This window comes from Actinomadura gamaensis (assembly GCF_042652125.1).
Taxonomy (GTDB): Bacteria; Actinomycetota; Actinomycetes; order Streptosporangiales; family Streptosporangiaceae; genus Spirillospora; species Spirillospora gamaensis.
The window spans coordinates 1,013,475-1,039,642 of record NZ_JBHSIT010000002.1 but is presented as its reverse complement, the minus strand read 5'-3'; the positions used below and the strand labels follow the sequence as shown (position 1 = coordinate 1,039,642).

The 26,168-nt window shown below is 73.1% G+C and carries 31 protein-coding genes and 1 pseudogene; 15 read left to right on the top strand and 17 right to left on the bottom strand.

Annotated elements, in window-relative coordinates; translation table 11 throughout:
• Positions 1–22 precede the first annotated feature (22 nt).
• From ACFPCY_RS43105 to ACFPCY_RS10075, 6 genes and pseudogenes are all read right to left on the bottom strand, one after another.
• Positions 23–112, bottom strand: a pseudogene (locus ACFPCY_RS43105) (zinc-binding dehydrogenase); the annotation flags it as partial.
• A 40-nt stretch (positions 113–152) separates the two neighbouring features.
• Complete coding sequence (locus tag ACFPCY_RS10095; RefSeq protein ID WP_378253613.1) at positions 153–1,076, bottom strand: NAD(P)/FAD-dependent oxidoreductase; 924 nt, start codon at positions 1,074–1,076, stop codon at positions 153–155.
• A gap of 117 nt (positions 1,077–1,193) precedes the next feature.
• On the bottom strand, positions 1,194–1,514 hold the full coding sequence (locus tag ACFPCY_RS10090) for an STAS domain-containing protein (protein ID WP_378253611.1): 321 nt from the start codon (positions 1,512–1,514) through the stop codon (positions 1,194–1,196).
• Positions 1,515–1,863: 349 nt separating this feature from the next.
• Positions 1,864–3,300, bottom strand: coding sequence for a nitroreductase/quinone reductase family protein (locus ACFPCY_RS10085; protein ID WP_378253609.1), 1,437 nt, complete (start codon positions 3,298–3,300; stop codon positions 1,864–1,866).
• Positions 3,301–3,777: 477 nt separating this feature from the next.
• Positions 3,778–4,248 (bottom strand): LLM class flavin-dependent oxidoreductase, encoded by a 471-nt coding sequence (locus tag ACFPCY_RS10080; RefSeq protein WP_378253607.1) that lies wholly within the window; start codon positions 4,246–4,248, stop codon positions 3,778–3,780.
• A 42-nt stretch (positions 4,249–4,290) separates the two neighbouring features.
• A complete protein-coding gene (locus ACFPCY_RS10075; RefSeq protein WP_378253605.1) occupies positions 4,291–4,650 on the bottom strand; it encodes a MerR family transcriptional regulator in 360 nt (119 codons plus the stop codon).
• Between the two features lie 63 nt (positions 4,651–4,713).
• Here ACFPCY_RS10075 and ACFPCY_RS10070 point away from each other — a divergent pair, with 63 nt between their 5' ends.
• Entirely contained in the window at positions 4,714–5,034 is a 321-nt protein-coding gene (locus ACFPCY_RS10070; RefSeq protein ID WP_378253602.1) for a putative quinol monooxygenase, read from the top strand.
• A gap of 71 nt (positions 5,035–5,105) precedes the next feature.
• Here the strand turns inward: ACFPCY_RS10070 and ACFPCY_RS10065 are convergent, their stop codons facing one another.
• On the bottom strand, positions 5,106–6,512 hold the full coding sequence (locus tag ACFPCY_RS10065; protein WP_378253600.1) for an MFS transporter: 1,407 nt from the start codon (positions 6,510–6,512) through the stop codon (positions 5,106–5,108).
• 172 nt (positions 6,513–6,684) lie between these two features.
• On the opposite strand from ACFPCY_RS10065, the gene ACFPCY_RS10060 reads away from it, so the two are divergent.
• Both ACFPCY_RS10060 and ACFPCY_RS10055 read left to right on the top strand, forming a co-directional pair.
• The gene (locus ACFPCY_RS10060) at positions 6,685–6,903 is read left to right on the top strand and encodes a hypothetical protein (protein ID WP_378253598.1); all 219 of its coding nucleotides are present in this window, start codon (positions 6,685–6,687) and stop codon (positions 6,901–6,903) included.
• Positions 6,882–7,208 (top strand): alpha/beta hydrolase, encoded by a 327-nt coding sequence (locus tag ACFPCY_RS10055; protein WP_378253596.1) that lies wholly within the window; start codon positions 6,882–6,884, stop codon positions 7,206–7,208. Before ACFPCY_RS10060 ends, ACFPCY_RS10055 begins: the two co-directional genes overlap by 22 nt.
• Before the next feature lie 9 nt (positions 7,209–7,217).
• Here ACFPCY_RS10055 and ACFPCY_RS10050 read toward each other — a convergent pair whose 3' ends face one another.
• Positions 7,218–7,961, bottom strand: a complete 744-nt coding sequence (locus ACFPCY_RS10050; protein WP_378253594.1) for an SDR family oxidoreductase — start codon at positions 7,959–7,961, stop codon at positions 7,218–7,220.
• A gap of 135 nt (positions 7,962–8,096) precedes the next feature.
• On the opposite strand from ACFPCY_RS10050, the gene ACFPCY_RS10045 reads away from it, so the two are divergent.
• The 3 genes from ACFPCY_RS10045 to ACFPCY_RS10035 all read left to right on the top strand — a co-directional run bounded on the left by ACFPCY_RS10045 (position 8,097) and on the right by ACFPCY_RS10035 (position 10,455).
• Complete coding sequence (locus tag ACFPCY_RS10045) at positions 8,097–8,585, top strand: RrF2 family transcriptional regulator (RefSeq protein ID WP_378253592.1); 489 nt, start codon at positions 8,097–8,099, stop codon at positions 8,583–8,585.
• 205 nt (positions 8,586–8,790) lie between these two features.
• Positions 8,791–9,888: a ribosome small subunit-dependent GTPase A gene (rsgA, locus tag ACFPCY_RS10040; protein ID WP_378253590.1), complete on the top strand. Its 1,098-nt coding sequence runs from the start codon at positions 8,791–8,793 to the stop codon at positions 9,886–9,888.
• 282 nt (positions 9,889–10,170) lie between these two features.
• The gene (locus ACFPCY_RS10035; protein ID WP_378253588.1) at positions 10,171–10,455 is read left to right on the top strand and encodes a hypothetical protein; all 285 of its coding nucleotides are present in this window, start codon (positions 10,171–10,173) and stop codon (positions 10,453–10,455) included.
• Between the two features lie 6 nt (positions 10,456–10,461).
• Here the strand turns inward: ACFPCY_RS10035 and ACFPCY_RS10030 are convergent, their stop codons facing one another.
• Together ACFPCY_RS10030 and ACFPCY_RS10025 are read right to left on the bottom strand one after the other, a co-directional pair.
• Positions 10,462–11,433 (bottom strand): esterase/lipase family protein, encoded by a 972-nt coding sequence (locus ACFPCY_RS10030; RefSeq protein WP_378253586.1) that lies wholly within the window; start codon positions 11,431–11,433, stop codon positions 10,462–10,464.
• A 140-nt stretch (positions 11,434–11,573) separates the two neighbouring features.
• On the bottom strand, positions 11,574–12,380 hold the full coding sequence (locus ACFPCY_RS10025; RefSeq protein WP_378253584.1) for an alpha/beta fold hydrolase: 807 nt from the start codon (positions 12,378–12,380) through the stop codon (positions 11,574–11,576).
• Between the two features lie 270 nt (positions 12,381–12,650).
• Here ACFPCY_RS10025 and ACFPCY_RS10020 point away from each other — a divergent pair, with 270 nt between their 5' ends.
• On the top strand, positions 12,651–13,721 hold the full coding sequence (locus tag ACFPCY_RS10020) for an AI-2E family transporter (RefSeq protein WP_378253582.1): 1,071 nt from the start codon (positions 12,651–12,653) through the stop codon (positions 13,719–13,721).
• A 30-nt stretch (positions 13,722–13,751) separates the two neighbouring features.
• Here the strand turns inward: ACFPCY_RS10020 and ACFPCY_RS10015 are convergent, their stop codons facing one another.
• On the bottom strand, positions 13,752–14,540 hold the full coding sequence (locus ACFPCY_RS10015) for an SAM-dependent methyltransferase (protein ID WP_378253580.1): 789 nt from the start codon (positions 14,538–14,540) through the stop codon (positions 13,752–13,754).
• A 344-nt stretch (positions 14,541–14,884) separates the two neighbouring features.
• Between ACFPCY_RS10015 and ACFPCY_RS10010 the strand changes: the two genes are divergently transcribed.
• The 3 genes from ACFPCY_RS10010 to ACFPCY_RS10000 all read left to right on the top strand — a co-directional run bounded on the left by ACFPCY_RS10010 (position 14,885) and on the right by ACFPCY_RS10000 (position 17,382).
• The gene (locus tag ACFPCY_RS10010) at positions 14,885–15,703 is read left to right on the top strand and encodes an RNA polymerase sigma factor (protein WP_378253578.1); all 819 of its coding nucleotides are present in this window, start codon (positions 14,885–14,887) and stop codon (positions 15,701–15,703) included.
• Complete coding sequence (locus ACFPCY_RS10005; RefSeq protein WP_378253576.1) at positions 15,700–16,623, top strand: hypothetical protein; 924 nt, start codon at positions 15,700–15,702, stop codon at positions 16,621–16,623. Before ACFPCY_RS10010 ends, ACFPCY_RS10005 begins: the two co-directional genes overlap by 4 nt.
• 123 nt (positions 16,624–16,746) lie before the next feature.
• Positions 16,747–17,382 carry a hypothetical protein gene (locus tag ACFPCY_RS10000; protein WP_378253575.1) on the top strand — a complete coding sequence of 212 codons (636 nt, stop codon included), beginning with the start codon at positions 16,747–16,749 and terminating at the stop codon, positions 17,380–17,382.
• 14 nt (positions 17,383–17,396) lie between these two features.
• On the opposite strand, the gene ACFPCY_RS09995 is transcribed toward ACFPCY_RS10000, so the two are convergent.
• On the bottom strand, positions 17,397–17,852 hold the full coding sequence (locus ACFPCY_RS09995; protein WP_378253573.1) for an SRPBCC family protein: 456 nt from the start codon (positions 17,850–17,852) through the stop codon (positions 17,397–17,399).
• Positions 17,853–18,001: 149 nt separating this feature from the next.
• On the opposite strand from ACFPCY_RS09995, the gene ACFPCY_RS09990 reads away from it, so the two are divergent.
• Positions 18,002–18,481 carry a hypothetical protein gene (locus ACFPCY_RS09990; protein ID WP_378253571.1) on the top strand — a complete coding sequence of 160 codons (480 nt, stop codon included), beginning with the start codon at positions 18,002–18,004 and terminating at the stop codon, positions 18,479–18,481.
• A 6-nt stretch (positions 18,482–18,487) separates the two neighbouring features.
• Here ACFPCY_RS09990 and ACFPCY_RS09985 read toward each other — a convergent pair whose 3' ends face one another.
• Positions 18,488–19,285: an endonuclease/exonuclease/phosphatase family protein gene (locus ACFPCY_RS09985; RefSeq protein ID WP_378253569.1), complete on the bottom strand. Its 798-nt coding sequence runs from the start codon at positions 19,283–19,285 to the stop codon at positions 18,488–18,490.
• 40 nt (positions 19,286–19,325) lie between these two features.
• Entirely contained in the window at positions 19,326–19,916 is a 591-nt protein-coding gene (locus ACFPCY_RS09980; protein ID WP_378253567.1) for a TetR/AcrR family transcriptional regulator, read from the bottom strand.
• A gap of 217 nt (positions 19,917–20,133) precedes the next feature.
• Between ACFPCY_RS09980 and ACFPCY_RS09975 the strand changes: the two genes are divergently transcribed.
• The 3 genes from ACFPCY_RS09975 to ACFPCY_RS09965 all read left to right on the top strand — a co-directional run bounded on the left by ACFPCY_RS09975 (position 20,134) and on the right by ACFPCY_RS09965 (position 23,604).
• Positions 20,134–20,550, top strand: a complete 417-nt coding sequence (locus tag ACFPCY_RS09975; RefSeq protein ID WP_378253565.1) for a CBS domain-containing protein — start codon at positions 20,134–20,136, stop codon at positions 20,548–20,550.
• Positions 20,551–20,662: 112 nt separating this feature from the next.
• Complete coding sequence (locus tag ACFPCY_RS09970) at positions 20,663–23,125, top strand: molybdopterin oxidoreductase family protein (RefSeq protein WP_378253563.1); 2,463 nt, start codon at positions 20,663–20,665, stop codon at positions 23,123–23,125.
• Positions 23,122–23,604: a hypothetical protein gene (locus ACFPCY_RS09965; RefSeq protein WP_378253561.1), complete on the top strand. Its 483-nt coding sequence runs from the start codon at positions 23,122–23,124 to the stop codon at positions 23,602–23,604. The genes ACFPCY_RS09970 and ACFPCY_RS09965 overlap by 4 nt, the downstream gene beginning before the upstream one ends.
• Before the next feature lie 45 nt (positions 23,605–23,649).
• On the opposite strand, the gene ACFPCY_RS09960 is transcribed toward ACFPCY_RS09965, so the two are convergent.
• Positions 23,650–24,519: a LysR family transcriptional regulator gene (locus ACFPCY_RS09960; protein WP_378253559.1), complete on the bottom strand. Its 870-nt coding sequence runs from the start codon at positions 24,517–24,519 to the stop codon at positions 23,650–23,652.
• 96 nt (positions 24,520–24,615) lie between these two features.
• On the opposite strand from ACFPCY_RS09960, the gene ACFPCY_RS09955 reads away from it, so the two are divergent.
• Entirely contained in the window at positions 24,616–25,347 is a 732-nt protein-coding gene (locus ACFPCY_RS09955; protein ID WP_378253557.1) for an SDR family oxidoreductase, read from the top strand.
• 87 nt (positions 25,348–25,434) lie between these two features.
• Here the strand turns inward: ACFPCY_RS09955 and ACFPCY_RS09950 are convergent, their stop codons facing one another.
• Both ACFPCY_RS09950 and ACFPCY_RS09945 read right to left on the bottom strand, forming a co-directional pair.
• Entirely contained in the window at positions 25,435–25,770 is a 336-nt protein-coding gene (locus tag ACFPCY_RS09950; protein ID WP_378253555.1) for a PASTA domain-containing protein, read from the bottom strand.
• A gap of 77 nt (positions 25,771–25,847) precedes the next feature.
• On the bottom strand, positions 25,848–26,126 hold the full coding sequence (locus ACFPCY_RS09945; RefSeq protein WP_378253554.1) for a sulfurtransferase TusA family protein: 279 nt from the start codon (positions 26,124–26,126) through the stop codon (positions 25,848–25,850).
• Positions 26,127–26,168: the final 42 nt, after the last annotated feature.

Sequence of the window (26,168 nt, the reverse complement as noted above, 5' to 3'; positions counted from 1 at the left end):
GCAGGTCGCGGTCAGGGCGTGAGAGCGCCCTGACCGCGCGGCGCTCGTCCAAGGCCCGGTAGTCCCCGGCCGCCTGCTCCAGCGGCAGCGTCAGGTCGAAGACCCGGCCGGGGACACGGCCGCCGACCGGCCGTAGCCGGCCCGCGCCGGGCTCAGGCCATCGCGAGTTCCGCCAGCGGGACGTTCGGATCGGCGAGATCCGCGTCGGCGAAGGGCCGCTGGGCGCGGATGATGGCCCGCGTGTGGTCGGCGACGTCCCAGATGTCGACGTTCATCGCCGCGGTGACCAGGTCGTCCTGCACCCAGAACGCGATGAACTCGCGCGCCCCCAGGTCGCCCCGGACGACCACCCGCGTGTCGCGCGCCGGATGGGGCAGACCGACGTACTCCATGCCCAGGTCGTACTGGTCGGTGAAGAAGTACGGCAGGTCGTCGTAGGCGGCGGGGCGGCCGAGCATCGCGCGGGCGGCCACCGCGGGCTGGTTGAGCGCGTTGGCCCAGTGCTCCACCCGGACGTGGCGTCCCAGCACCGGGTGGAAGGCGTTGGCGATGTCGCCGACGGCGAAGATGCGGGGATCGGAGGTGCGCAGGTCCGCGCCGACGGTGACGCCGTCCTTCACGGCCAGGCCCGCGTCCCTGGCCAGGTCCACGTTCGGGGTGGCGCCGATCCCGACGACGACCGCGTCCGCGCGGACGTGGACGCCGTCGTCGAACAGGACGCCGCCCTCGGTGATCGCGTCCACGCGCGCGTTGAAGGTGAACTCGACGCCGTGCTCGCGGTGCAGCGCGGTGAAGACCTCGGAGACCGGCGACCCGAGGGCGGCCTCCAGCGGCGCCGCCCGCGACTCGATCACCGCGACCTGCGCGCCCGCGTTCCGGGCGGCGGCCGCGGTCTCCGGCCCGATCCAGCCCGCGCCGACGACCGCGACCCGCTCGGCCGCGGCGAACGCGGCGCGCAGCCGGTCGCTGTCCTCGACCGTCCGCAGGGTGTGCACGTTGCCGCCGTCCGCGCCGGGGACGGGCAGGCGGCGCGCCGAGGAACCGGTGGCGAGCAGCAGCCGGTCGTAGCAGAGCACGTCGTGGCCGCGGCGAGACCGCCACCGGCGATCACGATCGGCGCTGGATCCGTCACGCGCCGTAATCTAGCCTCCTCCCTTCGGCCGGGCCGGAGGACACGCCCTGTCCGCCGCCACTCACGGACACGGGTAGATGAGGAAGCGGCGCTTCGTCCGGGTCATGTGGAGCAGGCGCTGGACGCGCGGCGCCGGGGTGAGGAGCAGGAGGTTCCGCCGGTGGACGCGGGTCAGGTGGTCGGCGTACAGCAGGACGGCCAGGCCGCTGCCGTCGATGAACTCGATCTCCGACAGGTCCAGCGTGAGGTGCCCGCCCGGCGTCGCCACGATGTGCTGGAGGCACTCGCGCAGGACCGGCGCCGTGGCGAGGTCGAGCTCCCCGGCGACGGTGACGAGGTGGCCGTCCCGCTGCCGCCTGACGTCCAGGCGAAGCTGCTCCATGCGTTCCCTTCCGGCGCGGGCAGGAGGCGAGCCGTTCGCCACGAGGGCGCGGGCGGGTACCGGGTGGGCCGGACACGCGCCGCCGGGCACGTGCCGCCGGGGTCGCGGAACGGCCATGGCGGCCCCCGCGACGCGGAGGTCGCCATGGTCTGGAACGGGGTCCAGGATGCTGCGTTCCGTAGTTTAACGACCACGGACGGAGATCATCCGGCATATGCCGTCGCTCGACGCGCCGTCCCCGATGTCAGGCGATCCGCTCGTGCCCGGCGCCGGTGATGTCAGGCGATCGGCTCGCGCCCGGCCCCCCGGCGATGTCAGGCGATCGGCTCGCGCCCGGCCCCCGGCGACGTCAGGCGCTCCGGTCCTGCGGGCCGTCCGCGGACAGCCAGGAGGACAGCCGCTGGAGGAACGTGTCGCTGACCGGGGGCCGCGGGTCCGCGATGGCGGTCAGGTGGAAGGCGTGCGGCATGCCCTCGTACACGTCCAGCGTGACGTCGACGCCCGCCTTGGCCGCCGCCTCCGCGTAGCGCCGGGAGTCGTCCAGCAGAGCCTCGTCGCCGCCGGCCATCATCAGCATGCGCGGCAGCCCCGACAGGTCGCCGTGGAGGGGCGACTGCGGAGCCCGGTCGTTCGGCAGCCCGTTCAGGTACTGGCCCAGGATGTGGTCGAGCATCGGACGGGTGACCGGGTCGCGCCCCGCCGGGGAGTCGATCGAAGGGCTCGCCAGCGTGAAGTCGGTGATCGCGGAGACCGGCACCACCGCGCCCGGGAGCGGCACGCCCTCCGCGCGCAGCGTGTGCAGGACCTCCAGGATGATCGTCGCCCCGGCCGACTCGCCGAACAGGACCGTCCGCTCGGCGGGGACGCCCTGGTCGAGCAGCGCGCGGTAGGTGGCGACGACCTCGTCGTGCGCGGCCGGGAAGGGATGCGCGGGAGCGAGCGAGTAGTCCAGGTTGAAGGCCGGACGGCCGGCCGCCCTGGACAACCGGTACGCCATCCGCTGCTCCATCTCGGCGTGGCTCTGCTCGAAACCGCCGCCGTGCACGTAGAGGACGACGCCCGCCTCCCGCGGCCGGCACTTGGACGCGTCCACCCACCGGCCGGGTGCGGGGAGGCTGAACAGCTCGGTCGTGTCGGCGTCCTCCGGCAGTGGGGGCATTTTCTCGAACATGCCGACCACCGAGGCCTGCACGGTCTCGTACGTGTCGGGACTCGCGATGCGATGGGTCGTCAAGTGAACCTCCGGATCTCCGCCGCCGGACGCGACGGCAGCTCGCGACTCATACCCGTCGAGGACGGACACCAGATCGGGTCGGTGGGCGCGCAGGTACGCGAACAGGTCGCTTTCGGGCGGGTCGGCGTGGACGATCCGCACCGGCCGCAGCGCGACGACCGGGATCACCCGCGAGGTCTTGCGCTGGTAGTCGGCCCAGCCGGGATCGGACTCGACGGCCCGCGCCCAGATCTCGGCGCGCTCGTCGCCGTCCAGCACTGACGCCTCGGCCTCCAGCGTGACCGGACCGGTCTCGACGGTGACGCGCGGGTGCGCCACCAGGTTGTGGAACCAGGCCGGGTGCCGGTCCGCGCCGCCCGCCGACGCGATGACCAGCAGCCGTCCGGAATCGGGCAGGAAGCCGACCGGAACCGTGTGCGGACGGCCCGTGCGCGCGCCCGCCGTCGTGAGCAGGACCAGCCGGGCTCCCTCGAACATGCCGCCGACGCGCCCGCAATGGGCGCGGAACTCCGCGATGACCTGCTGTTGGAAATCCACGAACGGGTTGGACAAAACGCTCCTCAACGATTTTTCCGCATGGCGGAGAGAAGGAATGACGAATGGTGTGCCCGCGCGCCTTGATAGGGCACGTCAAAAGACGGACGCCTCCGGAGGCGACGGGTATGAGTGATACGACGCGGTCAGTTCACGGGCGTCTGGAAAGGGCGCTCATGCGAGAGCGCCGCGCGCGGGCGGACCGGCCCGCGGCGCCGCGAACGGCGTCGGCGCGGTGCGGCTACGCGAGATCCATGCGGTAGGCGGCCACCTGCATCATCCCCTTCGGGCTATCGCGGTGCTCGCCCACTCGTACGCGGCCTGGCCCACCGTCCTCGGTCGGGGCTCCTCTGCGCACGCCACGCGGCACCGGCGCCCATTCAACTGAAGATCGCCGCCATTCGTCAAGTGCTTCGCCCGCCAAAGCCGTTGCAGTAAGTTCCGTAAGCCAAAGCGGATTTTCGGGCTGCGACCGGTTTCATGGAGGCCGTGAGGTCAGGCGGTCGGCGGTCCCTGCTCGATGCGGGCCAGGACGGGCGCGAGCCGGTCGAGGCCGTCGCCGTCCATGGGCTGCCGCTCGTCCCACCAGGTGGCGCCCGCGTCCCGCAGCGGCCCGAGCAGATCGGACGCGCGGCCGGGATCGGCGGGGGAGGCGCCGCCGACGACGATCTCGAACGGACGGCCGGCGAGGCCGTCCGGCAGGCCCGCCCGCTGCTCGCGCACGTACCCGACCAGGTCGCGCACCTCGCCGACCGGCGGCGCCACGCCGTGCGAGGCGGAGACGAACAGCGGGACGGCGCCGTCGAACCGCGCCGCGCGCCGCATGGGCGGACGCCGCGGCCAGAACCCGGCGACCCAGACCGGCGGCCGGGGCCGCTGCACGGTCGCCGGGAGCAGCGCCGCGCCCTCCGCGTGGAAGTGGCGGCCATGGAAGGTCACCGGCTCGCCGGTCCAGTACCGCTGCACGAGGGTCAGCCCGAGCGTCAGGTGTCGAGGCGGGCGGGGGTGTCAGGCGTCGATGCGGGCGCGGCGGGAGGCGTCGAGGATGCCGCCCAGCGTCGTCCGCGCGCGGGTGAGGTCGGCGATGCGGGTGTCGAGCTCGGCCAGCTGGGCTGTCAGGTGGTCGAACACGCAGTCCTGGAGTTCGACGCCCTCGCCGACGAAGCAGGGCATGAGGTCGCGGATGACCCGCGTGGGCAGCCCGGCGGCGAGCAGCGTCCGGATGCGGGCGACGACGAGCGGGGCGTCGGCGTCGTAGTGCCGGTGGCCGCCCTCGCTGCGGTGGGAGACGAGCAGCCCCTGGTCCTCGTAGTAGCGGAGCAGGCGGACGGCCACGCCGGTCTCGCGCGACAGCTCCCCGATCTTCATGTGATCCACCTCATGACCGCGCCACTTGAATCTCACATCGGTGTCACCTTCTAGCTTGGCCGCATGACGACGACACCGAACGTTCAAGCGCCCGTTTCCCTCTACGGATTCCTCACCCCCAGGCCCGGGCACGCCGACCGGCTCAGGGAGATGCTCCTCGATCTGGTCGAACCGTCCCGCGGGCACGACGGCAACCTGCAGTATCACCTGCACGAACAGGAGGACGGACGGTTCTTCCTCTACGAGGTCTGGCGCTCGCGCGAGGACCTCGACCGGCACAACGCGACCGCTCTGCTCGCCGACTTCATGGCCGAGGTGCCCGAGCACCTGGAAGGCGCTCCCGAGGCGTACTCCGGCGAGATGAAGAGCCCCTACCCCGCCTGACCGAAGCTCCCGGCCAGGCCGTGTTCCAGCAGGTCGGAAGTCGCGGTGGGTGTTCCCGGCCTGGCGATCGCTCAGTCGCGGGGCGGGCGCCGGGCGTCGCGGATCATCGCGAGGGCGAGCGCGCTCGCCGCGATGACCAGGCCCGCCAGGACGTAGAGGGCCGTCCGGTAGCCGTCGGCCAGCGCCGCCGCGCGGGGGCCGTGCAGCGCGGCGGCGCGTCCGGCGGCCAGCGAGACCAGCGCGGCGACGCCGATCGCGATGCCGAGCTGGAACGAGGTCTGCCGGACGCCGCCGGCGAGCCCCTGCTCGTCCGGCGCGACCCCGGACGTGGCCGCCAGCGTGGAGGTGACCGTGGTCGCGAGCATCGCCATCCCGAACGGCAGCAGGACGAGCCCGAACAGCAGGACGTTCCGTCCGGGCGTCATCTGCGAGGCGACGAGCGCGAGCAGCGCGCCCGCGCAGGCCGTCGCGCCGCTCACCGCCGCTCGCAGGCCGAGGCGCGTGACCGTCCGCCCGAGGACGGTCCCGAGCGCCAGGTTCAGCAGCCCGACCGGCGCGACCACCAGCCCCGCGCGCACCGGCCCGAGGTTCCTGACCTCCTGCAGGTAGAGGGTGACCAGCAGGTATGCGGCTCCGGACATCATCCCGGACGCGAACGACACCGCGTTGGCGGCCCGCAGCGTCCGCGACCGGAACAGGCCCAGCCGCACCAGCGGCTCCGGATGCCTGCGTTCGACGAGCAGAAACGCCACCAAAAGGACGATTCCCACCGCGATCGGCACCAGGCACCGCGCCGAAGTCCACCCGGCGGCACCGCCCTGCGCGGGCGCGACGACCAGGGCCGCGACGCCCAGCGTGATGAGCAGCGCGCCCGGAACGTCCAGCCGCCGCGCCTTGCGCGGCGAGGACGCGACCAGGCGCGGCGTGAGCACCGCCATCGCCGCCCCGACCGGGACGGTCACGAAGAAGACGCCCCGCCACCCGAACGCCTCCAGCAGCGGTCCGCTCGCGACGAGCCCGCCGACGAACCCCAGCACGGTGGCGATGCCGAACCGGCTCATCGCCCGCGCCCGTTCCGGCCCTTCCGGAAAGGACGTGGTGAGCAGCGCGAGCGCGGTCGGCGCGATCAGCGCGGCGCAGAGCCCCTGGAGGACCCGCCCGCCGACGAGCAGGACCGCGCTCTGCGCCAGCCCGCACAGCAGCGAGGCCGCCGCGAACCCGGCCATTCCGACGAGCAGCACGCGCCGCCTGCCGCACAGATCGCCGATCCGTCCGCCGAGGATCAGCCCGCCGCCGAGCGCGGTGTTGTACGCGGTGACGACCGCCTGCACCCCGGACGGCGAGAACCCCAGCTCCCGCTGCACGCTCGGCAGCGCGACCGTGACGATCGATCCGTCCAGCATGATCATGAACTGCGCCGACAGGACGAGCACCAGCCCGAGCGTCCGCCCCGTCCTCGCCGCGTTCTCCGCTCTCATCGAAACGACCATGCGTCCACCCTGGCCGTCCGCCCCCACGGTGAGCTGGCAGAAAACCGACCTCGCGCCCGACGTTGCGGGGGCGGGGGAGGAGCGTGATCACCAGGGCGCCGAGACAGCACGCGCCGGCGTTCAGGGCGTTCTGTCGTTGCCGGCCGTTACGGTCGGGCCCGTGAGAGTCGAGGTGTTCGCGCTGACCGTGGACGGCGGTCGGCGCCTGCGCGTCTATGACACGGGGAAGGACGAGCGGACCGGAAGCCCGGTGCTCTTCTGGTTCCACGGTACCCCGAACATCGGCGCGCCGCCGCGTCCCCTGTTCGCGGACGCGGCCAGGCTGGGGCCGAGGCGAACGCGCCGGAAGACCCGGAGATGTTCACCGCCGCCGACCTGACCGCGCTCGCCGGTGCCTGGTCCTGGTTCGAGGAGGTCGTCGGCCCGGCCGTCGCCGGCGGCCCGGGCGGGCTGGTCGACGACGACCTGGCCTACGTCGCACCGTGGGGCTTCGACGTGGCCCGCATCGCCGCTCCCGTGCTTCTTCTGCACGGGGAGGAGGACCGCGTGGTCCCCTGCTCCCACGCCCGCTGGCTGGCCGAGCGGTGCCCGGGCGCGGAACTGCGGTCGTCCGCGCGCGACGGGCACATCTCGGTCCTCAACGCGGCGCCGGACGCCCTGGAGTGGCTCGTCGGGCGCCGCTGACCGTCCGGCTCAGCGCTGTTCGGCGAGCCAGGCTTCGAAGGTGGTCGGCATGATCCGGGCGTCGTCGCCGGGGAGCAGGACGTTGCCGGCCATCTCCGGGCCGAACAGCCCGGACCACGTCGGGACGAGCTTGACGTCCCGCCCCAGAGCCCGGTGGGTGCGGCGGGCCATGTCCACGAGGTCCTGCGGGTCGGGGCCGGCGATGTCGCGGTGCCGGCCCTGCGGCGCGCCGGTCGCGACCTCGGCGAGGACGGCGGCGACGTCGGCGGGCGCGATCGGCTGGACCAGCAGCGGCGCGATCGTCGCGACGCCGTCCTGCTCGGTCCAGGCGGCGACCATCGCGGCGAAGTCGTGGAACTGGGTGGCCGGGACGATCGTCCACGGCACGGTCCCGGCGGAGACCAGCCGCTCCTGCTCGCGCTTCCCGGCGTAGTGGGCGTTGCCGTCGACGCGGCCGACGCCCGCGATCGACAGCAGCACGTGGTGCCGGACGCCCGCGCGCTCCTCGGCGGCCAGCAGGTTCCGGGTCGCGGCGCCGAAGGACGCCACCGCCTCGTCCCGGTCGGTCGCGGTCAGGTTGGTGGCGTCGACGACGGCCTCGACACCGGCGAGCGCGGCGTCGAGGCCCTCGCCCGTCGAGAGGTCCACGCCGAGGGAGCGGCTGATGGAGACGACGTCGTGCCCGTCCTTCTGGAGGAGCGCGACGGTCAGTGCTCCGATGTTCCCGGTCGCCCCGGCGACGGCGATGCGCATGATGGCTCTCCTTGCTCGTGCGGTGCTGCGATCGTTGTGGTGCTGCGATCGTGTGGTGCTGCCGTCCGACCGTATCTCGGACTAAATGGATCTGCAATATCCAGGACCGGACCGGTCCGGGTAAGCTCACGCTCCATGAAGCTGCCCGCGAGCACCGAATGGCTGTTGCACTGCGCCGCGTCCCTGGCGCAGCTCGAACCGGGCGAGACGGCCTCGGCCGCGCAGCTCGCGCGGTACTTCGACCTGCCCGCGCCCTACCTCGCCAAGCAGCTCCAGTCCCTGGTCAGGGCGGGTGTGCTGGCCGCGACGACCGGTCCGCGCGGCGGGTTCCGGCTGGGCCGTCCGGCCGCCGAGATCACCCTCCTCCAGATCGTCGAGGCCGTGGACGGCGCCGCCCCGCCCTACGAGTGCCGCGAGATCCGCCGGCAGGGGGAGGGGGCGCTGCCTCCCGAGGACTGCCGGGACACCTGCGTGCTCGCCGCGAAGATGGCCGAGGCGCACCGGGCGTGGCGCGAGACCCTCGCCGCCAGCTCGCTCGCCGACATCCTCGCCACCCTTCCCGCGACGGCACCCGCCCGCACGCGGAACCGCCTCCTCGGCACGGCCGGGCCCGCGCGCGGATGACCGTCCCGGAAAACCAGTCGAGGCGCGACGTCCCGGCGGGCTAGTCTCGCGGCAGGAACCCACGGGAGGTGAGCCGTATGGCCGTCAGCTCGGTCGCCGCCGCGCGCGGCACCTCGGCCTCTCACCTTCCCCCGACCCGCCGCTGACCTCGTCCGAACGGACCGGAGCACCGGCGGCGGGCCCCTGACGACAAGGGTTTCCTCCAGTGTCCTCTGGATCTTTCACGTCCCTGTCCGCCTACGGCTGGGACGACCGTCTCGACGCCGCGTTCGCGCCGCACCGCGAAGCGGGCCTCGTCCCCGGACGCGTCATCGCCGTCGACCGCGGTCTCGCCGACGTGGCGACCGGCGACGGCGTGCTGCGCGCCGACGTCCGTTCCCTCTCCCGTCCGGACGCCGGGCCCGCCGGGTCCGACAGGTCCGCCATGGCGCCGGTGACCGGTGACTGGGCGGCCGTCCGGCCCGGTGAGCCGCCGGTCGTGGCGGAGCTGCTGCCGCGCCGCACGGCGATCGTCCGGGCCTCGGCGTCGGGCGACTCGCGCGGGCAGGTGCTCGCCGCGAACGTCGACACCGTGGCCGTCGTGTGCCCGCTGACCGGCGGCCCCGACCTCGCCCGCGTCGAGCGGCTCCTCGCCCTCGCCTGGGACAGCGGCGCGGTGCCCGTGGTCGTCCTCACCAAGGCCGACCTCGTGGACGACCCCGAACGGCTGCGCGCCGAGGTCGCCTCGGCCGCGCCCGGCGCGACGGTGCTGGCCGTCAGCGCGGCCGACGGCACCGGCGTGGACGCCGCGACCGCCGAACTCGCCGGGACGGTCGTCCTGGTCGGGCCGTCCGGCGCGGGCAAGTCCACGCTCGGCAACGCCCTGCTCGGCGAGGAACGGCTCGCCACCGGCGCCGTCCGGGCGGTCGACGGCAAGGGGCGGCACACCACCGTCCGGCGCGAACTGCTGCCGCTGCCCGGCGGCGGCGTGCTGATCGACACTCCCGGCCTGCGCGGCATCGGCCTGTTCGACGCCGGACGCGGCGTCGAGCGGACCTTCGCCGACGTCGAGGAGCTCGCCGCCCGGTGCCGGTTCGCCGACTGCGCCCACGACACCGAACCCGGCTGCGCCGTCCAGGAGGCGATCGGCGCCGGCGACCTGCCGCGCCGCCGCCTCGACAGCTACCGCAAGCTGCTGCGCGAGAACGACTGGATCGCCGCCCGCACCGACGCCCGGCTCCGCGCCGAACGGGCCGGCCGCTGGAAGGCGATCACCCGCGCGCAGCGCCAGGCGTACCGGCTGAAGGGCCGCAAGGAGCGCTGACCGGTCAGCGCCGACCCGCCCGCACGGAGTTCGCCGTGCGGGCGGGTCCGGCTGGACGCGCTTCCCGGTGTGCGTCCCATAGGCACCGGCGCCCTACGGCCCGTTCCACGAGACCATGACACGACCGAGCCGGTCGCGGCCGCGCGGGGAACCGCGGAACGGGACCGCGCGTTTTCATGATCGAATAGGGGCGGGGGCGCGAGGCGGCGCGGGCGTGAACGGGTGACCAGGGTGCGGCCGATACATGATGGCGGCCCCTTGCCGTCGTGGATGGACAGAGTCATGACAGGGGGGGCCGCGATGGGCTTCATGAAGCAGTACTCGCTCGTGCTGCTCCACGCGCTGCGCGAGCAGCGGAGCGAAGAACGAGACAAGGAGCGGAGCGGGCGTCCGACCGGGGATTCGACCGAGCGGGAGCACGCTCGGCGGACGAGCGAGCCGGTGCACGAGCCGGTGCACGAGCCGGTGCACGAGGTGGCGAGCGAGGCGCGGCGCTCCGAGGTCGTGGAAGAGCCATTCCGCCGGCGTCCGGACGCGGACTCCGCGTGCGGGGTGGTCCAGGGCTGAGCGCCGTCAGAGGTTGGGACCGTAGCCGGTGCAGGCGGGCGTGAAGCCCGGAGTGTTCGGTCCCAGGGCGTTGAGGATGATCTGCTTGACCGGGCCGTCGAACGACATGCCGGTGTGGCCCGCCGGATCGTCCGGGCAGAGGTCCTGGACGGTGATGTTGGCCGTGTCGCCGCCGTAGAGGAACGAGTTCGCCATCGGAGTGACGGTCGTGTCGTGCGTGGTCGCCAGGGTCAGGTAACGGACGCCCGGAACGGTGTCGCCATCGGCGAACAGCGCCTGCTGGAAGTCCGAGCCGTCCTCCTGCTGGACGTAGGCGGGCGAGTCGACGAGCTCGTAGAAGTCGTTGACCAGCCCGAGGACGTGCAGGGTGCGGCCGAGGTTGACCAGGCCCTGCATGGTCGTGCCGTGGTTGGTCGGCGACAGCCCGATCATCGTGCGGACCCTCGCCGCGCCGCCGAGCCGCTTGATGTAGTAGTTCGGCATCATGCCGCCCTGCGAGCCGCCGATCACGTCCACCTTGGACGCGCCGGTCGAGGCGAGCACCCGCTCGACGAACGCGCTCATCGTCCGCGCCGACTGCGCGACGTCGCCGAGCCCGTACAGGTGGCCGAGCGTGAAGGCGTTCGCGCCGTAGTTGAAGCCGTAGACGCAGTACCCGGCGTTGGCGAGGGCCGGGCCCAGCATCGCGCCGGACGAGCCGAAGTTGGACGTCGTCCCGTGCACGATCACGACCGGGTACGGATGGGCGGCGGACGGTTTGCAGGTCCAGATGTTCGCGCCGGGGACGGTGTCCGGGCTGAGGAAGAAGTTGCTGACCGCCGTGGACAGGTCGCCCACCGGGTAGTCGTCCTCCGCCGCCGCCGGCCCCGCATGCCCCTGGACGGCGAGCACCGCCGCGCAGGCCGTCGCGGCGGCGACGGCGAGTCGGCGAAGCCGGCGCTTCGACGAGGTCCGGGTGACGCGTGCTCGTGCGCTCATCTGGTTCACCTTCCGCTGCGGAGCCCGGCCCGTCCGCTCGGGCGAGTCTCATGCAGACGCTAATGTCTATATGAGATCCGGAACCAGGCCCGGGCCGGAGCTCGCGCAGCGGATGACAAATTCCGCCGCCGTATGTCAGCTCATCGCACGACGTCCTCGACGAAGGACGAGATCTGCGCGGCGGTGCTCGGTGGGTCCTCCAGCATCGGCGAATGTCCGATGCCCGGCAGCATCACGATTCTGGCGTCCGGAACGATCCCGTACTCGGCGGCGGACGACGGACGCCACCGCCGATCGTCCTCGCCGAAGATGACGAGCAGCGGCTTGCCAAGGCACGCCAAGCGATCCGGAAGCGCCTTCTCGGTCAGGTACTCGCTCGTCCCCTGCATCGTGCTCACGAGCGAATGGAAGGTCATTTCGCGGACCTCGTCGAGCAGCTCGCGAGGGATCGTGTACCCCGCGCGGCTGAACGCGGAGCTCGCGAACTCACGAAGCTGCTCGTCGGTCAGATCAGGCCACTGCGACGGCTCGATGGCCATCGGCGGCGCGATGTAGGCGTGCAGGCCGGGCCCGCTGTTGACGAGCACGAGCGCCCTGACCAGGTCGGGACGCCTTTCGGCCAGCGCTGTGGCGGTCGCGCCGCCGCTGGAGTGGCCCACCACGACCGCGCTCCGGACTCCGAGCCGGTCGAGCGTCTCGCCGACGCGGCGCGCCTGTTCCGGAACCGCGTAACTCAGGTCGTCGGGTTTCGGGGACCGTCCGTGGCCGAGCAGATCGACCCGGATGACGCGGTAGGACGCGGCCAGCAGCGGGACCAGCGCGTCCCACGAGCGGACCGAGGACGCGGAGCCGTGGATGAGCAGCAGGACGGGCGCTTCGCGCGGACCGTCCTGGCGCACGTGGAGGCCGTCACCGTCCAGGTGCGGCTTGCTGTCGGAAGGACTCATGCACCGACTGTCCCGCCGCGGCGGACCAAAGGATTGAACGAATGTTCCACCGCGTCCGTCCCGCGGAGGCCGCGGCCGGGCGCACCGGCGGACGGCGGCGGACGGCGGCGGACGGCGGCGGCAAAAGAAGTGACGGCGGGCGGCGGGGAGAACGTAAAGGCCGCGGTTCCGCGGGGCGTCCGCCGGGCCGCAGGGGAGATGCTGCGTGCCGTGGGTGCGGGATCGGCGCGAGCGCCGGTCTTGACGGGCGGACGGGGGAGCGGGCTTCGGATGCGGAACGACGACGAACACCGCGGCGGCGAGCCGGTCGCCGTCCGGGTGATCGGTCCGCCCGTCCTGCACTACGTGAAGGTGACCGGGGCGATCCTCGCGCTGTTCGCCGTCCTCGCCCTGCTCTGGACGGCGCGGACGGTCTGCGTCACCGTCTTCCTCGGCCTGTTCCTCGCCGCCGGGCTCGATCCGGTCGTGCGCCGGATCCAGCGGGTCGTGCCGCGACGCGGCCTCGCCGTGCTCCTGCTGGTGACGGCGCTGCTCGTCGTGCTGGCGTTGCTGCTGGCCATCGTGCTGCGTCCCGCCGTGACCGAGCTCCGCCAGCTCGCGGGCGAGCTGCCCGGCCTGTTCGACCGGATCTCCGCCAAGGGCGGCCCGCTCGGTTCCGCCCTCGACCAGAGGGAGCTGCGCCAGCACCTCCAGGACGCCGTGAAGGAGCTGCCGAAGGTGATCGGCGGCTCGGCGAAGGCCGTGTTCGGGATCGTCAAGGGGGTCGCGTCCGCGGCGGCGATGACGGCGACGACGTTCATCCTGATGATCTATTTCCTGCTGGCCTGGCCGCGAATGCTCGCCCGGCTGGAACGCGCCCTGCGCGACCCCGAGCGGATCGCGGTCGCGCACGAGTCGCTGGGGAAGGTCGGCGGCTACGTCACCGGGCAGGCGTGCATCTCGATCCTCGCCGGGGCCGCCGCCTACGCCTTCCTCAAGATCGCCGGAGTGCCGTACCCGTCCCTGCTGGCGGTCGTGGTCGGGATCTGCGACTTCATCCCGCAGATCGGGGCGACGCTCGGCGCGGTGATCTGCACGCTGACCGCGCTGGGCGAGTCGCTCGGCGTCGCGGTCGCCACGCTGGTGTTCTTCCTCGTCTACCAGCACGTGGAGAACTACCTGATCGCGCCGAGGGTGTTCTCGAAGGCGGTCGAGCTGTCCCCGGTCGCGGTGTTCGTCAGCGCCCTGTTCGGCGTCAGCGTCGGGGGCTTCGTCGGCGCGGTCATCGCGCTGCCGCTCACGGCTGCGCTCAAGGTCGTGGCGACGTACCTGCTGCGCACGTACCGTCCCGCGACCGACTGACCGGTCGGCGTCGCCCCCGGACCCGGGGCGTCAGGGCTTGCGTCCCACCCCGCCGTACATCCAGATGTTCTCGTGCTCGGACGGCGCGGGCGTGTCGGGACGCCACTCCGGGACGGGCACCAGACCCGGCTCGACCAGCGCGAAGTCGCCGAAGAAGGCGGCGATCTGCTCGACCGTGCGGAGCGTCGCCGGATTGCGGGTGTTCCGGTACGCGGCGGCGGCTCCCGCCGACGACTGCGGCCGCGTGTCGCCGGTGACGTGCGAGAGGAGCAGATGGCTGCCGGAGGGCAGCACGTCGCGGTAGCGGGCGACGAGCTCGTGCGGGCGGTCCTCGTCCGGGACGAAGTGCAGGACGGCCGCCATCAGCAGCGCGAACGGGCGCGACAGGTCGAGCAGCCCGGCCGCCGCGTCCAGCACCTCGTCCGGGTCGCGCAGGTCGGCGGTGACGACCCGGGTCGCCGAGTCGGTGCTCAGCAGCGCCCGCGCGTGCACGAGGACGATCGGATCGTTGTCCACATAGACGACACGCGCCGTCGGGTCGTGCTCCTGCGCGATCTGGTGCACGTTGCCCTGCGTGGGCAGCCCGGTGCCGATGTCGAGGAACTGCGTGACGCCCTGCTCGGCCAGGTAACGGACGCCGCGCTGCAGGAACCGCCGGTTCTCCACGGCGATCGGCCGCACCTCGGGCGCGGCGGCCAGGACGCGCTCGGCGGCCTCCCGGTCCACGGCGAAGTTGTCCTTGCCGCCCAGGTAGTAGTCGTACATCCGCGCGGCCGTGGCGACGCTGGTGTCGATCCCCGGGGGTGCCTGCTCCGGCATGGGCCGTCCTTCAACGGTCGAGGGCGTGCTGGAACCAAGATCTCCAACGCCGACCATGCCGTAATCGTTCCGCCCGGTCGGCATTTTCGGTCAGGCCCGCGATGTCCGTCCGCCGTCGGTGATGATCACTAGGGTCGGTCCGCATGCGCCTCTGACAGCCGGTCTGCGCTGGTCCACGACCTACACGGGACACCTGCCCGGATAGTGCCGCTCCCGGCCGCGGCCGCAAGCTCGTCCTCCGGTGAAATGCCACGCGCCGTCCGGACACGTTCAGGGGGACAAGGGCGGACACGCCCGGCCGGCGCGACGCGCGCCCGCCGGGCGAACGACCGGGAGGAGAGGGCTTGCGGCCCCCTGACGACAGAAGACGGCGGTTCGAGGAGATCTACGCCGCCTGCCACGATCCGGTGCTCGGGTACGTCCTGCGCCGGACGGGCGACGGCCATGACGCCGCCGACGTCCTCGCCGAGACGTTCCTGGTCGCCTGGCGGCGGCTGGACGAGGTGCCGCCGGGCGACCGGGCGCGGCCCTGGCTGTACGGGGTGGCGAGGCGGGTGCTGGCCAACCACCACCGCGGCGAGCGGCGGCGCACGGCGCTCGGCGACCGGCTGCGCGCCGAGCTGCGCGCGGCCGTCGCGCCGCCCGACCCGCACCGGGAGGACGGGGCCGTCGCGGACGCGTTCCGCGCGCTGTCCGACGACGACCGGGAGCTGCTGGCCCTCGTCGGCTGGGAGGGGCTGGACGCCGGGCAGATCGCCGTCGTCCTCGGCTGCTCCCGCAACGCCGCGCGGCTCCGGCTCCACCGCGCGCGCAAACGGTTCGCCCGCGAACTGCAGGCCCGCGAGATCCGTGACCCCCGCGAGGTCCGTGACCCCCGCGAGGTCCGTGACCCCCGCGAGGTCAGGGACGCCCGCGGGGTCAGGGACGCCCGCGGGGTCAGGGACGCCCGCGGGGTCAGGGACGCCCGCGGGGTCAGGGACGCCCGCGGGGTCAGGGACGCCCGCGGGGTCAGGGACGCCCGCGAGATCCGGGACGCCCACGAGGTCCGGGACGCCCGCGAGGTCCGAGACGTCCGCGGGGTTCGAGACGCCCGCGAGGTTCGGGATGCCCGCACGAGGACGGCCCCGGGCCGGACGCCGATCACTAAGGAAGAGCACGCATGAACCATGACGAGCTGATCGAGCGGCTCGCGCCGGTGACCGACGAGCAGGCGGGCCGCATGGTGAGTCCGCAGACCAGGGCGGACCTCGCCGACCGCATCACGGCGACCGCCGTCGCGGACGCCCCGGCCCGACGTCCCCGGCGCCGCCGGACGCTGCTTTTCGGCGGCCTTCCCCTCGCGGTCGCGACGGCAGGCGCCGCAGTGACCGCGCTCGCGCTCTCCGGGACGTCGGGCGGATCCGGCACGCCCGCGCCGCTGGACTCGTCCCGCGCCCAGCCGGCCGCGCTGTCGTTCTCCACCGAGGGCCGGTACCTGGTCGTCCGGGTCAAGGACCCGCTCGCCGACCCCGCCCGGTACGCCAGGGAGTTCGCCGCGCGCGGCATGGACATCAAGCTGAGGCTGGTCCCGGCGTCCCCGACCATGGTCGGCACGGTGGTGTCGGACGACATGCCGGCGAGCGTCAAGGCCATCGCGGCGAAAGGCAAGTGCTACAGCGGCGGCGGCGCGTGCCCGGTCGGGATGCGGATCCCCGTGGACTTCCACGGGACGGGGGCGATCGTGTTCGGACGAGCGGCGCGTCCCGGCGAGCGCTATTCGAGCACCGCCAGCGTCTTCGCGCCCGGTGAGGCCCTGCACTGCGCGAACATCCGCGGGCTCACCGTCGACCAGGCCATGCCCGTCCTGCGGCGGTTCGGCGTGAACGTCGGCCAATGGCACTACACGGAGAAGCGCGCGGGAACCGACTACGGCCTGACGACGGCGGACCGCGGCCGGATCCCCGGCACCTGGTACGTCACCACCGCCGACCCGTGGGCGCCCGGGCAGGTCATGCTCTGGGTGCAGCCGGACGCGCCGGGCCCGCAGGACGGCGAGTCGGCGGCCTACCACCGGCACCTCAGCGAGGGATGCCCCAAGCGCTGACCCGCGTCGCCGCAGGCGGCTCTTAACGCGTCGCACAGCTTCCTGTGACCCGGAGGCGGGGAGGCTCTCGATCGTTCCAGCCGCCGCGCGAGGGTCGGCGGCTCGTCCATCGGGAAGGCTCACGTGCCGCACACCTTCAGGGTCCTGACCGCGCTCGGCGCGGCGACGCTCATCGCGACGGCCTGGACCGCACCGGTCCAGGCCGCCTCGGTCCAGGCCGCCTCGGCTTCAATCGCCTCGGCTTCAACCGCCCCGGCTTCAACCGCATCGACCTCGTCCGTGCCGGCCCGGGCCGGCACGGACGGCGCCTCCGTCGTCGCACCGAAGCGGGGCAAGTGCCACGCGTCCAGCCTCGATCCCGCGACGACGCGCCCCGACCCGCACTGCACGCCGGGCGCGGTCAATCCGGGTGTCACCCAGGCCGACGTCCGTACGACGGTCTGCAAAGCGGGCTACACGAAGAAGATCCGTCCACCTGCGAGTTACACCAGCGCGCTGAAGAGGAGGCAGATCGTCGAGTACGGCTACCGCGATACCAGGCCGTCCGCCTACGAGGAGGACCACTTCATTCCGCTGAGCCTCGGCGGCGCGCCCCGCGACCCCAAGAACCTGTGGCCCGAGCGAGGCGCGTCACCCAACCCGAAGGACGCCGTCGAGTTCAAGCTGTACAAAGCGCTCTGCGCAGGACAGATCACCCTCGCCGCCGCGCAGCACGCCATCACCACCGACTGGACGACCGCCGGCCGCATCGTGCCGTGAACCGGCGGCTCCGGTCAGGACTCGACCAGCGCGGCGAGGTTGTCCAGGGCCATGCGCGTGCCGGTTTTGTTGTCGGCGGGGGAGACCGCGTCCGGAACTCCCTCGTGGACGATGACGACCTCGGTGCCGCCGTCCACGTCGGACAGCGTGGTGGTCATCGTCATCGCCCCGCGCAGCGCCGGGTCGTCGGTCTCGAACTCCAGCACCTCGACGACGCGCTCGTCCGGGACGAGCTCGGCGAAACGGCCGTGGTAGGTGTCCGTCCGCGAGGAGGACTTGCCCGCAACGCCCGGCGCGTCGTAGGTGAGCGAGACGCGGAACTCGCCGCCCTCGCGCGGCTCGAAGCGGTGGACGCGGGCGCTCATGCCCGCCGGCACCCGCCACCTGGCGACCGCTTCGGCGTCCAGAAGCGCGCGGTACACGACCGCGCGCGGCGCCTTCACCCGCCGGGAGATCCGCGTGGAGTGCATGCGCCGACCCTACCGACCGGGTCCGACGAAACTCTTACCACTCTTACCGCGCAACTCTTACCGCGCACCCGGGCGTGTGTCGGTGGGCGAGCGGAGGCGGCGGAGACGGCAAGATCGAATGGGACGGTCCGGGGTGTGAGAGGTGGCGGATGAACGAGGCGACGCTCGGGTTGCTGCTGGACGTCGTCGGGCGCCTCGAACGCAACGTCACCGCGCGGCGGTGCCCGGCGATCTGCGGGCTGGAGGGGGAGCGGCGGCTCACCCTGTCGGACCACGGGTACCTGCGGGACGACGCGGCGGCCGAGGCGTTCGAGCGGCGGGCCGCGGCGCAGGCGGAGCGGATCCGCGCCCGGCGGTGGGTCATCGCGGTGCCCATGATCATCGACATGGGGCCCGGCGCGTCGCTGCGGGGACGGCCCGTGTCGAACCGTCCGCTCCGGGACGGGGAGCAGGAGGCGATCGTCTGGACGGCCTTCGACGCGTCCGACGGGCTCGACTTCGGGATCGTGGCCTACACGCGCAGGCCCGGCGGGCAGCCGGTCTACCACGATCCCGAGATCTTCACCGCGCCGCTCGCCAGCACGGCCATCGCGCCCGGTTCGACGCTGCGGGCCGTCCTGCTCGGCTGAGCGCGGTCAGACTTCGAGCAGCAGCGCGCGGTGGTCGGACACCTCCGGCTCGGCGAGGACCTCGAACCGCCGGACCGCGGACGGGTCGGAGACCAGCAGATAACTGGCGTGGCGCAGCGGCTTGGGGTAGCGGGACGTCCTGGTGTCGGCGTCGCGGACGAGGTCGACCAGGCCGATCCCCGCGAGGATGTCGAACGTCTCGCTGTCGGGCAGCAGGTTGAGGTCGCCGCAGACGACGGTCAGGTCGCCGTCCTCCCGAGCGCCGGTGACCAGGTCGGCGAGCCGCTTCGCCTGCGCCCGGCGGGCCGGGGTGTCGCCCTTGCCGCTCGGGTCGCGGAGCCCGTGCACCTGGACGACCGTGACGAACCGCCCGGATCCGCGGTCGAACAGGCGCACCGCCTGGGCCGCGCGCGGACGGTCGCCGGGAGGCCATTCGTCGCGGTACTCGACGTACTCGCCGTGCACGAAGGCCGTCCGCAGGCCGACGATCGGCAGCGTCTCGCCGACGAAGGTCGCCAGCCCGAAGTCCTGCTGGTGGGAGGCGCCGCCGTCGGCGCGGACGGGTCCCGCGTCGCTGGCGGTGAACAGCGCGTGGTGGCGGGGCAGCAGGGCGCGGACGTCGGCGAGCAGGTCGGCCCGCTGCGGCAGGGACCGCTCGGCGTCGTCGAACCGCGTCCACCCGCCGAGGGCCGCGGTATGGGTCACTTCCTGGAGGCAGAGGACGTCCGCGCCGCGGTCCGCGAGCCAGGGCGCGAGGTCGTCGAACATCGCGCCGCCCCAGGCGTTCAGAGAGATGATCCGCACGGACCCGAATCTAGGGTCTCGCCGCGGCCCCGCGCGCCGGTCAGGTGAACCGGGCGATCAGGTCGTGCAGGTAGGCGCGGAAGCGGGCCACGGTGGCCGGGTCGGCGGTGCCGTGGACGTGGCCCTCCCGGTCGATGAGACCGACCTGGACGAAGCCGTGGACGCTCCAGATCATGTTCCAGATCGCCACCTCCAGATCGACGCCCGGCTGCACGGCCGGGGCCATGACCTCGTACATCGCCGCCAGGATCGGCTTGGCGAACGGCGTCTCGACGTCCAGGTCGGCGGCGTCGCCCTGCCAGCGGTGCATCCACATCCCGACGAACGCGGGGTGGTTCAGGCAGTAGTCGAGGAAGGCGTCGGAGATGCCCTGGATCCCGGCCGTGTCGGGGGTGAAGTCCTGGAGCGCGCCCGCCAGGTCGCGCTGCTGCAACTGGTGCAGCCAGGTGAAGACGTCGAGGTAGAGGGAGGTCTTGTCGCCCACCAGCTCGACCAGCTCGGCGGCCGGGAGGCCGGCGGCGTCTGCGATCAGCTTGAGGTCGACGGCGTCGTAGCCGAGGTCGGCGAACAGCCGGGCGGCGGTCTCACGGATCTGTTCTCGGCTCGCGCTCGCGCTGGGCTGCTCCACCATGACTCCAAGTAACGCAGATCGGCGCCGCGGTGGGAACGAGCCGCGCCGCGTCGCCCGCCGACGTCGCCGCCGGTGATCGCGGCGTCCCCGCCCTCGTTCCGGAAGCTGACGGAAAACTGAAGAACGAATCGTGCCAAGACGGTTGAAATCCCGGCCACGGGTAGGGCCACGGCCGACGAGGCGTCCAACCGGGACGCCGAGAGGAGAGGAAGGAACCATGACGCAGAAGGTGCGCGACCTCATGACGGGCCCCGCGACCACGGTCGCCCCGGACACCGACCTCGGCACCGTCGCCCGGCTCATGCGGGACCAGGCGATCGGCAGCGTGCTGGTCACCTCCGGCGGCGGGACGATCGGCCTGGTCACCGACCGCGACCTGGTGGTGCGCGGGCTGAGCCGCACCGGCCACCCCGAGACCCTGCCGGTCAAGGAGATCTGCAGCGCCGACCCGGTCTGCGTGGGCCCGGACGACGACGCGTCGGCCGCGATCCGGCTGATGAGCGAGAAGAAGATCCGCCGGCTGCCGGTCGTCCAGGACGGCAGGCCCGTGGGCGTGGTCTCCCTCGGCGACCTGGCCGCCGAGCGGGACGAGGACTCGGTCCTCGGGCAGATCAGCGCGTCCGCGCCGAGCTGACCCGGCCGCGCCGGCGACGGGAACGCCGCCGGCGCCGGGAACCGCGCCGGCGGGGCGGACCGCGCCGGCGCCCGACGGATCACACGGGCGGCCTGATCGAGGAGAGGACCAGGTGGAACGCAGGGACGCCATCGCCGACCCGTGGGGTGCGCGCACGCCCTACGGCCCGGGGGAGCAGTGGCCGGTCCGCGTCGACTCGCGTCTGGCGGACGGCGTCGGGGAGCGCGACGTGGAGCGGTGGGTGCGCGCGGTGTCGCTGCTGCACTCCAACGGCGACGCGATGGACATCGCCGTCCGCGACGGGCGCGTCGTGGGCGTGCGGGGCAGGGCCGACGACCGGGTGAACCGGGGACGGCTCGACCCGAAAGACCTGTTCGGCTGGCAGGCGGGCGCGGCCGACGACCGGCTCACCCGCCCGCTGGTGCGGGTGAACGGCGAGCTGGTGGAGACCGACTGGGACACCGCGATGTCCCGGATCGCCGGCCGGACCCGCGAGCTCCTCGACGAGCAGGGCCCCTCGGCCCTCGGCTTCTACACGACCGGCCAGCTCATGCTCGAGGAGTACTACACGCTCGCCGTGATCGCCCACGGCGGCCTCAGCACCAACCACCTGGACGGCAACACCCGGATGTGCACGGCGACCGCCGCGGCGGCGCTGAAGGAGTCGTTCGCCAGCGACGGCCAGCCGGGTTCCTACGCCGATCTCGACCACGCCGACGTGATCGCGCTGTTCGGCCACAACATGGCCGAGACGCAGGCGGTGCTGTGGACGCGGGTCCTCGACCGGCTCGCCGGGCCGAACCCGCCCGCGCTGCTGTGCGTGGACCCGCGTCCCAGCCCCGTCGCCCGCGCCGCCACGCTGCACCTGGCACCGCGTCCGGGCACGAACGTGGCGCTCATGAACGGCCTGCTGCACGAGATCATCTCCGCCGGGCACATCGACCGCGGGTACATCGACGCGCACACGGTCGGGTTCGACGAGCTGGAGAAGCGCGTCAAGGAGTACCCGCCGGAACGCGCGGCCGAGATCTGCGGCGTCCCCGCCGAGCGGATCCGGGAGGCGGCGCGCCTGCTCGGCACGGCCGAGCGGCTGACCTCGACGGTGCTGCAGGGCTTCTACCAGTCGCACCAGGCGACGGCGGCGGCCGTCCAGGTCAACAACCTGCACCTGGTGCGCGGGATGCTCGGCCGGCCGGGCTGCGGCGTGCTCCAGATGAACGGCCAGCCCACCGCGCAGAACACGCGCGAGTGCGGCGCGGACGGCGACCTGCCCGCCTTCCGCAACTGGGCCAACGACGAGCACATCGCCGAACTGGCGAGGATCTGGAACATCGAGCCGGACCGCATCCCGCACTACGCGCCGCCGACGCACGCGATGCAGATCTTCCGGTACGCCGAGCAGGGCTCGATCCGGATGCTCTGGATCAGCGGCACCAATCCGGCGGTGTCGCTGCCCGAGCTGGCGCGGATCCGGTCGATCCTGGCCCGCGAGGGCCTGTTCGTGGTCGTCCAGGACCTGTTCCTGACCGAGACGGCGCAGCTCGCCGACGTCGTGCTGCCCGCCGCGGCGTGGGGTGAGAAGACCGGAACGTGCACCAACGCCGACCGGACCGTCCACCTGTGCGAGCAGGCCGTCGAGCCGCCCGGCGAGGCGCGCTCCGACCTGGACATCTTCCTGGACTTCGCGGCCCGCATGGAGCTGAAGGACAAGGACGGCGGCCCGCTGGTGCACTGGACCGACCCCGAGTCGGCCTTCGAGGCGTGGAAGGAGTGCAGCCGCGGCCGTCCCTGCGACTACTCCGGGATCACCTACGCCAAGCTGCGGGAACGCGGCGGGATCCAGTGGCCCTGCGACGACCGGCGGCCGGACGGCACCGAGCGCCTCTACGCGGGCGGCGAGTTCTTCGCCGACCCCGGCTACTGCGAGAGCTACGGCCGCGACCTGGTCACCGGCGCCCCCGTCGAACCGGTCGAGTACCGCGCGATGAACCCGGCCGGGAAGGCGATCATCAAGGCGGCGGCCTACCTCACGCCGCACGAGCAGACCAGCGAGGACCACCCGCTCCACCTCATCACCGGCCGGACGCTCTACCACTTCCACACCCGCACCAGGACGGGCCGCGCGCCGCAGCTCCAGCGGGCCGCGCCCGACGTCTGGGTCGAGCTGTCGGCGGCCGACGCGGCGGAGATCGGCGCGTCCGAGGGCGACCTCGTCGAGGTGGCCACCCCGCGCGGGAAGGTCCGCGCGAAGGCCCGCGTCACGGAGATCCGCGACGGCGTGGCGTTCCTGCCGTTCCACTACGGCTACTGGGACGAGGACGACGGCACGCACCGGCGGGCGGCGAACGAGCTGACGATCACCGACTGGGACCCGGCGTCCAAGCAGCCGATCTTCAAGACGGCCGCCGCGCGGGTCACGCTCGTCCGGTCCGAGGACACCCCCGCCCCCGCGCCGACCACCACCGCCTCGGCTCCTCTCGACGCCGACGTCGCGCCCACCGAGGGCGGCGCGTCCGCCCTCGCCGACCAGCGCCCCGGCCCTCCCACCGACCAGCCCCCCGGAGAGCGTGGATGAAGCTTGGCATTCTGCTGCACGACCTGCACGACCGCGAGAACGAGATGGCGCGCCACCTGCTCCGCATCGCCGAACGGAACGCCGCCGACCACGAGATCCACCACCTCGCCCGCGACCTGGCCACCTGGTCGCAGGCGCACGTGAGGAGCCTCGCCGAGATCGCCAAGCGGTACGAGGTCGAACTCGATCCCGAACCGGACTCCGACACCGCCGTCACGCAGCGGCTGCTGGAGAAGACCGGCGAACTGCTCGGCCGCCGGAGCGAGGCGTCCCTGGCCCTACTGCACGACCTGCGCAAGGTCTACGTGGACGCCGCCGGACTCTCCCTGGACTGGGAGACCGCCGGGCAGATCGCCCAGGCGACCAGGGACGGCGACCTGCTCGACCTCGTGAGCCACTGCCACCCCGACACGCTCCGCCAGATGCGCTGGGCCAACGCCAAGGTCAAGGAGACGAGCCCGCAGATCTTCACCTCCTGAGCGACGACCGCGCGCCCTCAACTCGGCGGGATCGCCAGCGCGGCTTCAGCCGGATGAGGCCGACAGCGCTATCTCGGCGAACTCCGCGAGCAGCGGGTTGCGGCGCGCGGAGTCCCAGGCGAGCTGCACCGGTGACGGCGCGAGGTCCTCGACGGCGAGGTAGGTGATGTCCGGACGCGTGTAGAACGTCGCGACCGACAGCGGCAGCACGATCAGGCCGTGACCCGCGGCGACGTGTTCGAGCTTCTCCTCGACGCTGCGGAAGACCGGCGTCGGCGGACGCGTCCGCGCGCGCATCTCGACGGCGATGTCACGCCATTCGGGCACGGCGTCCGGGTCCTGGATCAGATGCTCGTGCGCGAGATCGGCGAGGGCCACGCTCCCCTTGCCCGCGAGCCGGTGATCGGACGGGACGACCGCGACGCGCGGCTCGGCGAACAGCGGACGGATCGTCAGGCCCGTCTGGTCCACCGGCGGGCGGATGTAGCTGACGTCCACGCGGCCGTCGCGGACGACGTCGGCCTGGTCGTCCCAGCTCGTCCGGACGAGTTCGACGGTCAGCTCGGGATGCCGCGCGGTCAGGGCGCGCACGGCGGCGGTGACGATCAGGCCGGGCATGAACCCGATGGTGAAGGTGCGCGGGCCGCGCGCGGCGCGCCGGACGCGGCGGCGCAGCGCCTCGGCGTTCGACAGCAGCGCCGGCGCGTCGGCGAGCAGCTGCCGTCCGGCGGGGGTGAGGGAGGTCGAGCGGCGGTCCCGGTCGAACAGGGTCACCTTCAGCTCGTCCTCCAGCGCCCGGATCTGCCGGGACAGCACGGGCTGGGCGATGTGCAGCTTCTGCGCGGCCCGGCCGAAGTGGAGCTGCTCGGCGACCGCGACGAAGTACCGCAGCTTGCGCAGGTCGACGTCGTCCATGATGCCCTGAGGGTATTACAGCGGCGGCGAAGGGTCTTGGACGCCGACCGTCCGCCGGCCGCATCGTGGAGGGGTCACTGATCGGAAGGAAACGGCATGACCTCCTCTAACGACCTCGTGGGCCAGCGCGTCGCGGTGCTCGGCGGGACGTCCGGGATCGGGCTCGCGGTCGCGGAAGCCGCCGCCGGCGCGGGCGCGGCCGTGACCGTGGCGTCCAGCCGGAAGGAGAACGTCGAGCGGGCGCTGGACCGGCTGCCCGCCGGTGCGGACGGCCAGGTCGCCGACCTGACGGACGCGGCCAACGTGCGGGAGCTGTTCGACCGGCTCGGCGAGATCGACCACCTGGTGTACACGGCGGGCGACCCGCTCCTGCTCGCGCCGGTGGCCGAGATCGACCTCGCGGCGGCCCGCGACTTCTTCGCCGTGCGCTACTTCGGCGCGCTCGCGGCCGTCCAGGCGGCCGTGCCGAAGCTGCGCGCCGGCGGGTCGATCACGCTGACGTCGGGGACGGCCGGCGCGCGTCCCATGCCGGGGACGGCGGTGACCTCCAGCCTCTGCACGGCGATGGAGGGGCTGACGCGGGCGCTCGCCGTCGAGCTCGCGCCGATCCGGGTGAACGCGGTGATGCCCGGCGTCGTGCGGTCGAACCTGTGGGCGCCGCTGCCCGGCGAGGCGCGCGAGCAGCTCTACGAGGCCACCGCCGCTGCGGCCCCGCTGAAGCGCGTCGGCGAGGTCGAGGACATCGCGGACGCCTACCTGTTCTACATGACGCAGCGGCACGCGACCGGCACCGTCCTGATGCTCGACGGAGGCTCCGTCCTGGTCTGACGAGCGCCTTCCCGGCACCGTCCCCGGCGCCGTTCGCGGTGCCACGCCGCAGCGGCGCCGGGAGACCCTCCGCCTGTCAGGACGGGGTCAGTCGGTGTACTTCTTGCTGTACAGGGTGATCGTCGAGGAGGTGGAGACGCGGGTGCCGGCCATGGGGGACTGGCGGACGACGACCCAGTTCCGGTCGAACAGGAGCTTTCGGCCGCGGCCGGTGGCGTCGCGTTCGGCGAGGTTGCGCAGGCCGGTGGACTGCAGGAGGTTCTGGGCCTTCTGGTGGTTCATCCCCACGACGTTCGGCACCGTGACCGTGTGGGAGGCGCGCCGGTAGGTGGTGTGGTGGCGGCGTCCGACATGGGTTCCGCATCCCGCGACCGCGACGGCCGTGGCGAGGGCGATGGGGGCGACGAGCAGGCGAGAGGACAACGCTTTCTCCGGAAGGCGATCGGGGGATCGGGACGGGATCTGTGACGCGACAGGGCGGTCCCGGGTTCCGCGCGCGGTCAGTTTTCCGCCGAGGCCGGACGCCACGGCGAGTCCGCCCTGGTCGGACGCGCGTCGGCGGCGACTCGCAGCGCGTAGGCGCCGTCCCGGGGGAGGGGCCCCAGGTAGTGGTGGCCGGTCAGGTGGCACCAGGCGGGGAGGTCGATCGGCGCGGCCGGGTCGGACGCCAGCAGGTGCACCAGCGTGCCCGGCGGCAGGTCGGCCAGGTGGGCGCGCAGTTCGAGCAGGAGCCGCACGCAGGCCTTGTCGCCGCCGTCGATGACGACCGGTTCTTCCATGGTCACAGGACCGCTTTCGTGACGGGGCAGGGACGCTCCTTA